Genomic DNA, 13,412 nt, shown 5'->3' with positions numbered 1-13,412 from the left:
ATGAAAAAACGAAAAGATTGAGCGGTTGAACGCTCATCTTAGCAAAAATACGGGGGCATTTATGAAAGGAATGTGAAAGCCCGAAAACCGCCAGGCCTGGCGGTTTTGTCGGGGACGAATGGCGTTGGACTTAGGGCTTGATGGTGGACAATAACGCTTGAATCATGGCGGAAACCGTGTCGTCCGCCGTGGCGATGCCGATGGTGTTTTGCGATTTTTGTTTCACATACACATAGGCGATGGCTTTCGCTTCCTTGCCTTGCTGCATGGCATGTTCGCTGTAGTCCAACACGTCCACTTGCTTGCCGGTGCGTCTTTGCCAGGCATCACACAGCGCGCTCAAAGTGCCGTTGCCTTGTCCTTGCCAGGTTTCGCCGTTGACCTCCACGCTCAAATGTTCTTTGCCGTCTTTTCGGGACAGTTGGTAATTGTTCAAGGTGGCTTGCGGCTGGTTGATGCCGTAATGACGGTTGAAGGCCTCGAACAGCGTTTGATGACTGACAATGCCGCCGGCGTCTTCCGCCACCGATTGTGCGACGGGGGCGAAATCCTGCTGAACCCATTTCGGCAGATTCAATCCATATTCCTGCGTCAGTACAAAGGCGGCACCGGCTTTGCCGGATTGGCTGTTGACGCGGATAATCGCTTCGTAACTGCGATGGATGTCCATCGGGTCGATCGGTAAATAGGCCACATCCCAAGGCTCGTCGTCCTGTTGGCGCATCAGGCATTTTCGGATGGCGTCCTGGTGGCTGCCGGAATAGGCGGTGTAAACCGCTTCGCCGACCCACGGATGACGGATATGGGTGTCGATGCGGGTGACTTCTTCCAACACCGGAATCCAATCGTCGGGGCGGGATAAATCCAATTGCGGGTCGATGCCTTCGCTGTAAAGGTTCATCGCCAGCGTGACGATGTCCATATTACCGGTGCGTTCGCCGTTGCCCAGTAAGGTGCCTTCCACGCGTTCGGCTCCGGCCAGCATCGCCAGTTCGGCCGCCGCCACGGCACAGCCGCGGTCGTTATGGGTGTGGACCGAAATAATCGCCGCATCGCGGTTTTTCAAATGGGTCACGAAATACTCGATCTGGTCGGCATAACGGTTGGGCGAGGTGCTTTCCACGGTGGATGGCAGGTTCAAAATGCAACGGTTGTGCACTGTCGGTTGCCAAACGTCCATGACCGCCTGGCAGACCTCCACGGCGTAATCGGTTTCGGTTTGGGAAAAGCTTTCCGGGGAGTATTCAAAGGTCCATTGGGTTTCCGGGTATTGTTCGGCATAGGTTTTCACCCATTGCGCGCCCTGAATCGCCATGGTTTTGATATCCGCTTTCGATTTACAGAAAACTTTTTCGCGTTGTACGGTAGAAGTGGTGTTGTAAACATGCACCACCGCTTGTTTCACGCCTTGCAGCGCTTCATAGGTGCGTTTGATCAAATGCTCCCTGGCCTGGACCAGAACCTGAACGGTCACGTCTTCGGGGATGCGATTTTCCTCAATCAAACGGCGGGTAAAGTCAAACTCCAATTGGCTGGCCGACGGAAAGCCGATTTCAATGGTTTTGAAGCCAATCGCAACCAACTGATCCCACAGCTTCAGCTTTTGCTCGACGGTCATCGGGTTGGCCAAAGCTTGGTTGCCGTCTCGTAAGTCGACACTCACCCAAATCGGCGCCTGGGTAAGGCGACGGTCCGGCCACTGACGATTGGGTAAATCCGGGGTGGCCGTTGGGCGATATTTTTCAGGTCTCATGCTGTTCATCGGTTTTCCTGTCGGTTTTAAAATTGGAGTTCTCGTAGAGTGTGCAAGTTCTTTGCTCTCTGGCAAAAATTGTAACAACATCTTGAAGCGATTAAATTGTGAAAACGTGATTAAAAAGCACATTTTTAGCAATTTAATTTCAATTTTATCTGTTTATTTGATATTTTATTTCCAGGATAAAAATAAACGTTAAATAAATGGTTAAGAATATGCTCAATAAACTGGATAAATACGACAAAGCCATTCTCAATGCGTTGCAAAATAACGGCCGTTTGAGCAACCAGGAATTGGCCGATCAAATCGGTTTGTCGCCGTCGGCGTGTCTGCGCCGTTTTAAAGCTTTGGAAGCCGCCGGGGTGATTCTCGGCTACCGCGCGCTGTTGGACGCGCGTTCATTGGGGTTGGATTTAATGGCGTTGGTGCACATTTCCATGGACAAGCACACGCATGAACGGTTTGAAGCGTTTGACGACGCGATACAGGCCTTGCCGAATGTGGTGGAATGTCTGCTGCTCACGGGCCAAACCGCCGATTACCAGTTGAAAGTGGTGGTGAAGGATTTGGAGGCCTATCAGGATTTACTGCTCAATCACATTACTCAAATCGAAGGTGTCAGCGGGGTGCACACCAGTTTTGTCTTGCGTAAAGTGGTGGATAAAACGGCGTTGCCGATTGCTTGAGTCGTGTTTGAACCGAATCTGAAAAATACCCAGGCCTGGGCGTTTTTGAATCTGTTTGACGATTATAAAAAAGCCGCTGAAAAGCGGCTTTTTTGATGGGTGGCACAAGTGTCGTGCGTTTAGTGCTCGAAACGATCCATAAAGTTAGGTTCGTCGCTGTAACCGCCCGGTACGTTTTTGGTGACAATCGCCACCGCATCGTGCGGGTGCAGGCTTTCCAAGTGGTTGACGCGCACCCAATAGTCTTGATATTCGGTGCAGCTTTCCAGTTTGGCTTGCATGCGACGCGCGGCGTCTTCACAGAACATCAGGTTGGTGGCGTTCAGACGGGCGAATTCCTGCTCGTCTTCGCGCTTGACGGTGGATTGCACCGGCGTTTTCACCGCGTCTTCAATCTGGTTGATGACGGTGGAGAGGTTTAAGTCGTGCGACGCATCCACTTTCAGTTTGATCTGCGCATAAGAGCGCTGGCTGTGCGGCGTGGCGCAGATGCCTTCCGGCGTGCCGAGCCATTCCAGCACCTGGTTGTAGTCCAGCGCTTGACCGTTGAATTGCTGTTCGAAGGCTTCCTGAATCAATTGGCGAGACAGGGCTGCGGAACAGGGGCAAGTGGAGGAATAGGGCACGCTGATGCTGACTTCGCATTCGTATTGTCCGTCTCGCATTTCACCGCGCATCGTACACGGATAGTGTTTCCAGCCGGAGTTATCGGATTTCAGGGAGCGGCGTCTTTCATAATAATCGAAACGGAATTCGACAAAGGCGTTTTGGCTGAGCCCTTGGTGCGATTCGATAAAGGCCTGCAGCATATTTTGGATGCTGGCCGGTGTTAACGGCGCTTTCGAGCCGGTTTCATCTAGAATCAGATACAGGCGCGACATGTGGATCCCTTTGCTTAAAGGATCGTCCAGGCTGACGTAGGCTTGTACCTGCGAGGATAGGGTTAGGGTGTTTTGCGAATCTTGTTGTAGCTGGATTGGCAGTTCAATGCCACTCATTCCGACCCAGTTGAGTTTTCCCTGTGGGTCTTGGTGGGGTTGGCAAGCGATATCGGGCATGTGCTTCGTCATGCAATTTCCTTCGGCTTTGATTGAGGTCTTTGTTCGGTCCGCCCGGATAAAACAAAGTTGGGCTCATATTTTAAAAAAGAGGAGAAGTATACCATATCTTGTGGGAATGGGTATCATTTACTGTGAAAATAATTCATGATAATAAATAAAATTTCTCATAAGTAATTTTAAGAGCGGTCGATCAGGCAGGTGTTGAGGGCGGTTTCCAACTGGTCGATAAAGGTGTTCGAGGCATTATCTGAGGCGGTTTCGAATAATAATTCCAGCCGACTGTCTTGACGCCAGGCCATGTCCTGCCATTGGATTTGACCGTCGACGACGTTCAGTAATTGCCATTCGTTGCCGGTACGCAGCACGCCTTTGGCGCGAATCAGGTGAGATTGCTCTTCAATAAACGCTTTCAGGGCGACACGGTTGAATTGAATATTGGCATCGAATTGCCAACCGACGCTGGTGGTGTGGCCGGTTTGGACTTGGCGTTGCAGGCAATGCGGTAGTTTGGATTCGCCCGGTAGAGTGCAGGTATCCGTTTGTTGCTGGTGTTCATGCAGGCCGCTGAGCAGGGTAAAGGCCGGTTGGGTTTGTTTAAAATCCACCAGGCCTGGCGGAAAGTTGCATTCGGCATTCAAATGGGTGTGCAGAATCGCTTCTTTCGGCGGGTAAGTTTGTTGTAACAGTTGTTTGGCCTGGCGGATGTCGTCGTCGCTGGCGAGGTCGGTTTTATTGAGCAGAACCGTATCGGCGAGGTTGACCAGGTCGCGCATCACCGCCGATTTGGCCCAGCGTTCCGGCGTCAGTTGTTGTGGGGTGATGACCAGCAACACACCGGCGATTCGGATATGGGGTTGGAATTGTTTTAAGGTGTCGATGACCTGTGCCGGATGGCCGAGCCCGGTGGGTTCGACCAAAATGCGGTCCAATGGATGCTGTAACAGCTTTTGCAAAGCTTGGCGATAACCGAATTGGGCGCTGCAGCAGATGCAACCGCCGGTGACGTCTTCAATCCATGGGCTGTCGGCATCGAGGGTAGCGGCGTCAATGCCGATTTCGCCGAATTCATTGATGAGCAGGCCCCAGTTTTCGCCGGCGGGGCGTTGCTGTAACAGTCGGTGAATGGCGGTGGTTTTGCCGCTGCCGAGCAGTCCCGTTACCAGGGTAACGGGAGTTGGGGTGTCAGAGATCTTTGCCATCCAGCAAGTCGTTGACGAGTTCGTCGTGCTTCAGGTTGACGCCAAGACGTTCGCAGATGATTTTCGCATCGCGATAGGCGTTGCCTAGACACGTCGTGGCACCCGGCGACGGTGTCATATTAAAGATGATGTTGTCGTGCTCGGGCACGATGCTGGCTTCGCCCAATTTGAGTTCTTTGGTGGTCTTGTCGATGACCTGCGGGCGGACGCCGCCGTAACCTTCCGCGTAGGTGAGGTCTTTGGTGGTTAAATCCGGTAGGATTTTGCGGGCGTCTTTGACGAACAGCTTTTTGTTCAACCACGGCACTTCAAACAGGAAGTTGCGGAAAATGTAATTACGGATGGTGCTGTCTTTCATTAAATCCCAAAACACGCGCAGGACTTTTGTGTCCAGTTTCAGCGAGCGCCAGAAGTCCATATAGGTGCCGCCGGTGTAGCGTTCCAGTTTCGGCAGAACCAGGGCGGTTGGCCCTAGGCGGGTTTTGTCCGGCTCGGTTAAGTCGGGGTCGCCATGCAGTGCGGCGAACGGCAGTTTGTCGTTTTGCATGGTGTAGACTTTGCCGTTCAGCACTTTCGGCGCGAAATAGAAGCTGCCGGCCATCGGCAGGGTGGACAGGTTCATGCCGTGGCCGAGTTGGTTGGCCAGTAACAAACTGTGCGCCCCGGCGGACACCACGACAAAACGGCCGACATAAGTGCCGTGCGCGGTTTGCAGTTCGTAGTGGTCTTCCAGTTCGATGATGCGGTCCACTTTGGAGCTGAGGGAAACCCGGATATCCTTGCCGGTTTTACGGGCGCTGTCGATAAAGGATTTCGACAGGTTGCCGTAGTTGACGGCGGAATATTCGTCGGTACAACCGCTGGCTAAAATGCGTTCCGGGCGTGGTTTGCCGTCTTTCAGCGCAACCTTGGGTTCGACTTCGGCAATTTTTTCGGCGTCCCACAGTTCCATGTAAGGGAAGCCTTCCTTGAATTCTTCATGGCGTTTTTCCAGACGCTCGCATTCGTCGTCGCCGACGGCTAGAATCATTTTCGGGAACTTATACAGGAAATCGTTTTTATCGACCTGTTCGGCGTACTTCACCAGCATATTGGCGGTACGCTTGACGGAAATGGCTTTTTCCAAAGTGTAGTTGGTTTCGATGTCGCCGCAGTGCAACGTTTGGCTGTTGCTGCGCGCATTGGAGTTCAACGGGGATAAAGAGCCGTATTTTTCCAGGATGGCGATGGACTTGATGTCGGTGTATTTAGCCAGTGTATAGGCGAGCGCGGTTCCGGTGATACCACCGCCGACGATCACGACATCAAATGTACGATTTTGCATAGGAGTTTCAATCCATTCGAATTCAGGGAGCCAAGTATTATATAAAATTCTTTAGGGTTTGACTAATTGCGATTAATGGGAATTTTTGGAGGTTGTTGAATTGAATGTCGTGATGGCCTTCAGTCGATCTGGCAGCAACGCGGTTGGTTTTTTTCGTATTCTTGCAAAGCGGCGAAGTCGGTTTCGCATTCCGGCAACTGGGTCAGGTGGTTTTTCAGGGTTTCGAAGGACAGCGGAGCCGGGGTGTTATTGACCAGTTCGTAATGCATCCAGGTGCCTTCTCGCCATGATTTCACCAGGCCTGCGTTTTTCAGATACGTGAGGTGGCGCGAAATGGTGCTTTGCCCTTGTTCTAAAACGGTAACCAAGTCACAAACGCACAGAGAATCCCGGAGCAACAGCAAGTGCAGAATACGCAAACGCAGCGGTTCGGAGAGAGCTTTAAAAATCTGTGCAGTGCGGTCTAAGGTCACGGGTGGAATTCCTATGTTGTGCTAGCGTTTATCATAGCGCCGGATAGCCATTTGAGCAAATATACCCACAGGTCTGGCTCGGCAAAACAGTATTAATTGTTACGTTATTGTATCAATTTTGTGATTGATTTGATTGTATTTTCCGTCAAGAGGTTTTAATATATCTGTTTATGCATATTTAGTGTTGTTTAAAAGCGCTTTCTGATTTGTGCGGCGTGCTTATGGAGAAATGAAATGTTTGACATGATCGGAAACCAGGTTGCGTTCGAATGGCTGGGGCTTGGGAAAGAGTCCGCTCTGGGCAGTGCCGTTCAGTTTTTTGTGATGGATACCCTGAAAATTTTTGTCATGCTGGTGGTGATTATTTATTTGATGGGATTGTTGCGGGCCTTTGTGTCGACTGAAAAGGTGCGCGACGTGGTGGCCGGTAAGCCGAAGTGGCTGGGCCGTTCGTTGGCGATTGGTTTGGGCGGCGTGACACCGTTTTGTTCCTGTTCCTCGGTGCCGTTGTTCATCGGCTTTGTGGAAGCGCGTATTCCGTTGGGCATCACCTTCGCGTTTTTGATTGCCAGCCCGATGATTAACGAGGTGGCAGTGGTGCTGCTGATCGGCATTCTCGGCTGGGAAGTGGCTTTGCTGTATGTGTTGGCCGGTGTGGTGGTGGCTTATATCGGCTCGATGGTGATGGAATGGTTTAAACCGGAACGCTGGGTGGAAGCTTATGTGTGGGACATCAAAATGCGTCAGGCACAGGAAGCTCAGGCACAAAGCGGCGGTTTGGTCAGTCGTCATGCCTTTGCCTGGAATGAGGTAAAAATTATTGTTAAACGCATTTGGGTTTGGGTACTGGCGGGCATCGGTGTTGGAGCGGCTTTCCATGGTTATGTGCCGCAGGCCTGGATCGAATCCACTTTGGCTGATGCGGGCAACTGGTGGAGTGTGCCCGCGGCCGTGCTGGTCGGTGTGCCGCTGTATTCCAATGCGACCGGAGTGATTCCGATTATCGAGGCCATGTTGAATAAAGGCGTGCCCATTGGCACCAGTCTGGCACTGATGATGAGTATTGCGGCTTTGTCGCTGCCGGAATTGCTGATTTTACGAAAAGTGATTCGTTGGCCGGCCTTGGCGGTGTTTGTTGGGGTTTTGTGCGTGGCGTTTGTGTTGGTGGGTTATGGTTTTAATGCCGCTTTTGCGGTGTGACCGAAGTTTGGTTGATTTTAGCCAGGCCTGGGCGATTTAGAGAGTGTTGAATGATTAGGAGAGTGAAACAATGAAAGGGAACTTAATGGTGCGGATGATGACGCTGATGGTGTTGTTGGCGATTGCGTTGGCGCACGCCACCGGGCAAACTGATTTGGCAGGCTGGAATTGGCTGTGGTTAGCGGTGTTTGCCGCCGGCATGGGCTTGCAGGCGACTTTTACTGGCTGGTGTCCGTCGCAAATGCTGGGTAAATTGTCAAAAACTGGCGAATGTTGTCCTGGCGGCACTTGCGGGACTTCGGCTCCGGTAACACCGACCCCGGCTGGGGCAGGTGACAAGTCATCGGAAAAAGGCGGCTGTTGTGGGGAAAGTTCGTCTCAACAATCGGCGTCTAATGGATTTTGTGAAGGTGCAGAATCAGCACCAGAAAAAACTTCCTGCTGTGGTGACAATGCAATAGATGCCAAGGTCGTGAAAGTGTTGGGCAGCGGCTGCGCCAATTGTCAAAGTACGGCCAAGCTCATTGAAAGCGTGGCCGAAGAGTTGAAGGTGGCGATTGAATTGGAAAAGGTTGAGGATTTTGCGGAAATCGCGGCTTATGGGGTCATGAGTACACCCGGTGTGGTGATCGATGAAGCCGTGGTGCATTCCGGCGGTATTCCGTCTCGTGAACAGATAAAAGCCTGGTTGTCATAAAACCCTCAAAAAAGCGTCATGGAACCCGGTGAACTGGCTTGTTGAAATAAACGTATTTTTAGACTATGTGTTTTTTAGGAGTTTTAAATGTTTAATGTTTTATTTTTATGTACCGGCAATTCCAAACGCAGTGTGATGGCCGAGGCCTTATTGAATCATTGGGGCAAGGGTCGGTTTAAAGCTTACAGTGCGGGCAGTCATCCTAAGGATTCGGTCAATGAGGATGCCTTAACGGTGTTACAACATTCAAAAATTCGAATGGAGCCTCCACGCACCAAAAGCTGGGATGAATTCGCTCAGCCGGGTGCGCCTGTAATGGATTTTGTGATTACCGTGTGTGATAAAGCCAAAGGGGAAGTTTGTCCAGTGTGGCCGGGTCAACCGATGACCGCGCATTGGGGCGTGGAAGACCCGCAAAGAGTGGAAGGGGATAACCCTTTGAAACAGTATAAAGAGGTGTTGCGGGTTCTGGATACCCGAATTAAGTTGTTTACTATTTTGCCCTTTGAAAAACTGGAAAGATTAAAGTTGAAGCAGAAGCTGGATGAGATTGGTCTAGAACGTGGTGATGAAGCTGAATAATAAGGAAGTGAGCATGAAAAAATTACGAGTGGCGATTAATGGATTCGGACGCATGGGCCGCTTGGCCTTGCGTGAGGCCTACGACTGGCCGGATGTGGCATTTGTACACATCAATGAGACGGCGACTGATGCTGAAGGCTCGGCGCATTTGCTGCATTTTGACTCGGCGCACGGACGCTGGTGGCATGAAGCCGAGGTGGAAGACGGCGGCATTCGGGTCGAAGATTGTCTGATCGGTTACTCCTCGAATGAGGCGATTGCCGACACGCCTTGGGGCGACTTGGACGTGGATGTGGTGATTGAAGCCACCGGTGAATTTCGCACTCGTGCCGCTTTGCAGCCGTATCTGGATCAGGGCGTCAAGCAAGTGATTGTCGCCGCACCGATGAAGGAAGAGATTAAGAACATTGTGATGGGCATCAATGATACGGTGTTTTCGCCAGGCCTGGACCCGATTGTCACAGCGGCGTCCTGCACCACCAATTGCATTGCGCCGGTGATAAAAGTGATGCACGAAAAAATCGGCATCCAGCATGGCAGTATCACCACCATGCACGACCGCACCAACACTCAGAAGGTGGTGGATCACGGTCATAAAGACTTGCGCCGTGCGCGGGCTTCATTTGAATCGCTGATTCCCACCACCACCGGTTCAGCCAAGGCCATTGGTACCATTTTCCCGGAACTTAACGGTAAGCTGAATGGCCTAGCGGTGCGGGTGCCGTTTATGAATGCGTCTCTGACGGACTTGGTGTTGGAAATGCAACGGGAAACCTCGGTGGACGAAGTGAACCGTCTACTGAAAGAAGCCTCGGAAACCTATCTGGACGGCATTCTTGGCTATGAAGAGCGTCCGTTGGTGTCGGTGGATTATGAGGGCGAAACCTGTTCCTCGGTGATTGATGCACCTTCGACGATGGTGGTGAATGGCACGCAAGTGAAATTGCTGGCCTGGTACGACAATGAGATCGGCTATGTCACCCGCATGATGGAACTGGCGGTGAAGGTCGGCGATCTGAATCAGCGGGCGGCAGCTCAGGAGTAAGACGGATGGCGATGTCTTTGAAACAACAATACGGCTTGATTACCGCGAATTATTGGGCCTTTACCATCACCGACGGCGCTTTACGCATGTTGGTATTGTTGTTTTTCTATCAGTTGGGATACAGTCCGCTGGAAATTGCCATGCTGTTTTTGTTCTATGAGTTTTTCGGCATCGTCACCAACTTGTTTGGCGGTTGGTTGGGCGCTCGTCTGGGGCTGAACGTGACCATGAACATCGGTCTGGGTTTGCAGGTCATTGCCTTGATGATGTTGGTGGTGTCGCCGGAGTGGCTAACCGTGGCCTATGTGATGGCGGCGCAGGCCTTGTCCGGTATTGCCAAAGACCTCAATAAAATGTCGGCGAAAAGCGCGATTAAAAGCTTGGCATCGGATACGGACGGGCAATTGTATCGCTGGGTATCGGTGCTGACCGGTTCGAAAAACGCCTTGAAAGGGGTTGGATTTTTTGTCGGTGCGGTGCTGCTGGGCGCGGTGGGCTTTCAGTATGCGTTGTTCGTGTTGGTGATGTTGATTCTGGTGCCGCTGTTCTTTTCGATTATTTATCTGGACGGGCAATTGGGCAAGGCGCAAAACAAGCCGAAATTCCAGGAAATGTTTTCCAAGTCGCCGGCCATTAACTGGTTGTCCGGCGCGCGCTTCTTTTTGTTCGGCGCACGCGACGTATGGTTTGTGGTGGCTTTGCCGGTGTATCTGCAAGGCGTGTTGCAATGGTCGCACACCGAAGTGGGCACCTTTATGGCGCTGTGGATTATCGGTTATGGCGTGGTGCAGGCGACCACACCGAAATGGACCGGGTTGAAAAAGGGGCGCGACGCCGATCAAGAACACAACCCGACGCGCACCACGGCGATGAAACTGGCCTTGGCCTTGGCGGTTGTGCCCGCGCTGATGGCGGCGACCTTGTCCTATTCTCCGCAAGTGATTTTGGTGGGCGGTTTACTGGTGTTCGGGGTGGTGTTTGCCTTGAACTCGGCGGTGCATTCGTATTTGATCGTGTCGTATGCCGATGCGGACGGCACTTCTAAAGACGTCGGTTTCTACTATATGGCCAATGCCGCCGGGCGGCTGGCTGGCACGGTATTATCCGGCTGGGTGTATCAGGTGTCGGGTATGGAAATGACGTTATGGTTGTCGGCGTTGATGGTGTTGTCGGCCGGGCTGTTGGTGCTGAAAGCGCAGCCGATGCCAAAAACCGCATAAAAGGGCGCATAAAGTCGTTAGAATAGGGCAATATGAACTTTGCCCAGGCCTGGCGAAAATGCTTAAACGGCCTTGGCTGGAAAATGGCCTGGAAATAAGGAGTTGTCGCATTGACTGCCATGCTAAAAGACGCCGTTTTGATTACCGGAGCCGGGCAGCGCATCGGCTTGTATCTGGCGAAACAATTTTTGGCGCAAGGCCAAGTGGTGGTCTTTACGTACCGCACCGAACGTCCGGCGGTGGATGAGCTGAAAGCGCAGGGCGCTTTAGGGTTTCAAGTGGATTTCACCGATTCCGCTTCTTTGAACACCTTCTTACAGCGTTTGCCGCAACGGGTCGCGAGCTTGCGTGCGGTTGTTCACAACGCCTCGCTCTGGGCGACCGATGCGCAAGTGAATGCACAACCGGGTTTGCTGGCCGACCTGTTGGCGGTGCATGTGGACGCGCCGTATCGAATTAACCAGGCCTGCCGTCCGTTACTGGAAAAGACGTCGGCCACCACCGCGGATATTGTGGCCTTGACGGATGTGAAAGTGGCGGACGGCCATGCCGATTATGCGGCTTATCTGGCGTCGAAGGCGGGCTTGGCCTCCTTGACCCAATCGTTTGCCCAAGCGTTTGCGCCGCACATTAAAGTCAATAACATTGCACCAGGCCTGGTGATTTTTCATCCTGAAGATTCCGACGCGTATCGCCAGAAGCGTTTGGCGGAAAGCGCCATTCCGGTGGAACCGGGCGAGGCATCGATTTGGCAAGCGGTGCGCTTTCTGATGGACAGCCCGAATGCTACGGGCTCGACCGTGTCACTCGGGCAGAAAAAAGCGTAACGCCGTTTCGTTTAACGCGCTTGTCGAACGTCGGTGGAATGCCTTTTAATGCTTCGCGCCTTGCGCACGCGCCAGCTTGGCTTGCAATTCCCGTTCGGCTTGCGCGGCCGATTCATCAAAACCGTCTCTTTCCGGCCAGCCTTTGGTCTGTTGCAAAATCACTTCCATTAACGCGTTGGTGTGATCGTCGCGGTCGTTCAGCGCCGGGATGTAACTGAAGGTTTCGCCACCGGCTTCTTCGAAATACTCGCGGTTTTCCTGGTCGATTTCTTCGATGGTTTCCAAGCAATCGGCGGAGAAGCCCGGGCAGATGACTTGCAGGTGTTTGACGCCTTTGGACGGTAAGCCTTTCAAGGTGGCGTCGGTGTAAGGCTTGACCCATTCCTCTTTCCCGAACAGCGACTGGAAGGTGACCATGTAATCGTCCGGGCCAATACCGAGTTCTTCGGCCACCAGTCGTGAGGTGGCGCGGCATTCGCATGGGTAAGGGTCGCCGTTATCGAAATAACGTTTCGGGATGCCGTGGTATGACATCACCAGTAAATCCGGTTTGCCGTGTTTTTCCTGGTGTTCGCGGATGCTATTCGCCAGCGCTTTGATGTAGCCGGGGTGTTTATGGTAATTGCGCACGAAGCGCAGTTCCGGAATCCAGCGCCAGGTTTGCAGTTCCGCGGTGACGGCATCGAAGGTGGAGGCGGTGGTGGCACCGGCGTATTGCGGATACAACGGTAAAACAATCAGGCGTTGTACATTGCGTTCCTGCAAGGATTTGAGTGCATCGGCAATCGACGGGTTGCCGTAACGCATGCCCAGCGCAAATTCAACGCGACCGCTGAAATGGCCGCGCACCTTTTCTTCGATGTCGGCCAACTGGCGGTTGCTGATGTCCAATAAAGGCGAACCTTCGCCGTAATGTCCCCAAACTTCTTCATAGGCTTCCGCCGATTTCGCCGGGCGGGTGTTCAGAATGATGAGGTTCAGAATCAATTTCCATAACCAGCGCGCCGGTGGCGGTTCCACGACGCGGGGATCCATCAGGAATTCTTTCAAATAGGGTTTCAGCGCTTCTTTGGTGGGGGCGTCGGGTGTGCCCAGGTTGGTGATCAGAACGCCGACAGCGGGTTCCGAACCGTGTTGGTAAGCGGTGTAGTTTTTGTATTCCATAAGGGTTCCTGTACTGGTTCCGGATAAGGGCTTGCGCCATTTTAGACCGATTTTACCGTCAGGTAAACGGCGCGACGGTTTCCTTTCGCTTGGGAAGGATGTCAGTCGATGAGAAAAGAGTATAATTGAATTGTAGTGGTTGTACAATATTGTATATGTTTTGTATAACATATCATTC

At 52.4% G+C, this 13,412-nt stretch carries 13 protein-coding genes; 7 read left to right on the top strand and 6 right to left on the bottom strand.

The window, feature by feature from the left end:
• Window positions 1–130: 130 nt before the first annotated feature.
• A complete protein-coding gene (locus tag EPV75_RS10370; RefSeq protein ID WP_225972319.1) occupies window positions 131–1,762 on the bottom strand; it encodes a 2-isopropylmalate synthase in 1,632 nt (543 codons plus the stop codon).
• Window positions 1,763–1,971: 209 nt separating this feature from the next.
• Here EPV75_RS10370 and EPV75_RS10365 point away from each other — a divergent pair, with 209 nt between their 5' ends.
• Window positions 1,972–2,442 carry an Lrp/AsnC family transcriptional regulator gene (locus EPV75_RS10365; RefSeq protein ID WP_225972318.1) on the top strand — a complete coding sequence of 157 codons (471 nt, stop codon included), beginning with the start codon at window positions 1,972–1,974 and terminating at the stop codon, window positions 2,440–2,442.
• A gap of 119 nt (window positions 2,443–2,561) precedes the next feature.
• On the opposite strand, the gene folE2 is transcribed toward EPV75_RS10365, so the two are convergent.
• The 4 genes from folE2 to EPV75_RS10345 all read right to left on the bottom strand — a co-directional run bounded on the left by folE2 (window position 2,562) and on the right by EPV75_RS10345 (window position 6,499).
• Window positions 2,562–3,512, bottom strand: coding sequence for a GTP cyclohydrolase FolE2 (gene folE2, locus EPV75_RS10360; protein WP_128385338.1), 951 nt, complete (start codon window positions 3,510–3,512; stop codon window positions 2,562–2,564).
• Between the two features lie 167 nt (window positions 3,513–3,679).
• Window positions 3,680–4,702, bottom strand: coding sequence for a CobW family GTP-binding protein (locus EPV75_RS10355; RefSeq protein ID WP_128385337.1), 1,023 nt, complete (start codon window positions 4,700–4,702; stop codon window positions 3,680–3,682).
• Window positions 4,686–6,026 (bottom strand): FAD-dependent oxidoreductase, encoded by a 1,341-nt coding sequence (locus EPV75_RS10350; RefSeq protein WP_128385336.1) that lies wholly within the window; start codon window positions 6,024–6,026, stop codon window positions 4,686–4,688. Before EPV75_RS10350 ends, EPV75_RS10355 begins: the two co-directional genes overlap by 17 nt.
• A gap of 119 nt (window positions 6,027–6,145) precedes the next feature.
• Complete coding sequence (locus EPV75_RS10345; protein ID WP_128385335.1) at window positions 6,146–6,499, bottom strand: ArsR/SmtB family transcription factor; 354 nt, start codon at window positions 6,497–6,499, stop codon at window positions 6,146–6,148.
• Window positions 6,500–6,733: 234 nt separating this feature from the next.
• Between EPV75_RS10345 and EPV75_RS10340 the strand changes: the two genes are divergently transcribed.
• The 6 genes from EPV75_RS10340 (at window position 6,734) to folM (ending at window position 12,070) form a co-directional block, all read left to right on the top strand.
• Window positions 6,734–7,699, top strand: coding sequence for a permease (locus EPV75_RS10340; RefSeq protein WP_128385334.1), 966 nt, complete (start codon window positions 6,734–6,736; stop codon window positions 7,697–7,699).
• Between the two features lie 70 nt (window positions 7,700–7,769).
• Window positions 7,770–8,396 carry an MTH895/ArsE family thioredoxin-like protein gene (locus EPV75_RS10335; protein ID WP_128385333.1) on the top strand — a complete coding sequence of 209 codons (627 nt, stop codon included), beginning with the start codon at window positions 7,770–7,772 and terminating at the stop codon, window positions 8,394–8,396.
• 87 nt (window positions 8,397–8,483) lie between these two features.
• Window positions 8,484–8,978 carry an arsenate reductase ArsC gene (locus EPV75_RS10330; protein WP_128385332.1) on the top strand — a complete coding sequence of 165 codons (495 nt, stop codon included), beginning with the start codon at window positions 8,484–8,486 and terminating at the stop codon, window positions 8,976–8,978.
• A 13-nt stretch (window positions 8,979–8,991) separates the two neighbouring features.
• Entirely contained in the window at window positions 8,992–10,023 is a 1,032-nt protein-coding gene (locus tag EPV75_RS10325) for an ArsJ-associated glyceraldehyde-3-phosphate dehydrogenase (protein WP_128385331.1), read from the top strand.
• 11 nt (window positions 10,024–10,034) lie between these two features.
• Entirely contained in the window at window positions 10,035–11,243 is a 1,209-nt protein-coding gene (gene arsJ, locus EPV75_RS10320; RefSeq protein ID WP_128385686.1) for an organoarsenical effux MFS transporter ArsJ, read from the top strand.
• Window positions 11,244–11,362: 119 nt separating this feature from the next.
• Window positions 11,363–12,070: a dihydromonapterin reductase gene (folM, locus tag EPV75_RS10315; protein ID WP_128385685.1), complete on the top strand. Its 708-nt coding sequence runs from the start codon at window positions 11,363–11,365 to the stop codon at window positions 12,068–12,070.
• 45 nt (window positions 12,071–12,115) lie between these two features.
• On the opposite strand, the gene hemH is transcribed toward folM, so the two are convergent.
• Window positions 12,116–13,234: a ferrochelatase gene (gene hemH, locus EPV75_RS10310; RefSeq protein WP_128385330.1), complete on the bottom strand. Its 1,119-nt coding sequence runs from the start codon at window positions 13,232–13,234 to the stop codon at window positions 12,116–12,118.
• Window positions 13,235–13,412: the final 178 nt, after the last annotated feature.

Source organism: Hydrogenovibrio thermophilus (genome assembly GCF_004028275.1).
Classification (GTDB): domain Bacteria; phylum Pseudomonadota; class Gammaproteobacteria; order Thiomicrospirales; family Thiomicrospiraceae; genus Hydrogenovibrio; species Hydrogenovibrio thermophilus.
This window is presented reverse-complemented; position numbering and strand designations above follow the sequence as displayed.

What these genes read in the sequence shown, in the direction of transcription:
- EPV75_RS10340 (WP_128385334.1), top strand. Translation starts at nt 6,734, where the DNA reads ATGTTTGACATGATCGGAAACCAGGTTGCGTTCGAATGGCTGGGGCTT.
- EPV75_RS10330 (WP_128385332.1), top strand. Translation starts at nt 8,484, where the DNA reads ATGTTTAATGTTTTATTTTTATGTACCGGCAATTCCAAACGCAGTGTG.
- folE2 (WP_128385338.1), bottom strand. Translation starts at nt 3,512, where the DNA reads ATGACGAAGCACATGCCCGATATCGCTTGCCAACCCCACCAAGACCCA.
- hemH (WP_128385330.1), bottom strand. Translation starts at nt 13,234, where the DNA reads ATGGAATACAAAAACTACACCGCTTACCAACACGGTTCGGAACCCGCT.
- EPV75_RS10335 (WP_128385333.1), top strand. Translation starts at nt 7,770, where the DNA reads ATGAAAGGGAACTTAATGGTGCGGATGATGACGCTGATGGTGTTGTTG.
- EPV75_RS10365 (WP_225972318.1), top strand. Translation starts at nt 1,972, where the DNA reads ATGCTCAATAAACTGGATAAATACGACAAAGCCATTCTCAATGCGTTG.
- EPV75_RS10355 (WP_128385337.1), bottom strand. Translation starts at nt 4,702, where the DNA reads ATGGCAAAGATCTCTGACACCCCAACTCCCGTTACCCTGGTAACGGGA.
- EPV75_RS10350 (WP_128385336.1), bottom strand. Translation starts at nt 6,026, where the DNA reads ATGCAAAATCGTACATTTGATGTCGTGATCGTCGGCGGTGGTATCACC.
- arsJ (WP_128385686.1), top strand. Translation starts at nt 10,035, where the DNA reads ATGTCTTTGAAACAACAATACGGCTTGATTACCGCGAATTATTGGGCC.
- EPV75_RS10325 (WP_128385331.1), top strand. Translation starts at nt 8,992, where the DNA reads ATGAAAAAATTACGAGTGGCGATTAATGGATTCGGACGCATGGGCCGC.
- folM (WP_128385685.1), top strand. Translation starts at nt 11,363, where the DNA reads ATGCTAAAAGACGCCGTTTTGATTACCGGAGCCGGGCAGCGCATCGGC.
- EPV75_RS10370 (WP_225972319.1), bottom strand. Translation starts at nt 1,762, where the DNA reads ATGAACAGCATGAGACCTGAAAAATATCGCCCAACGGCCACCCCGGAT.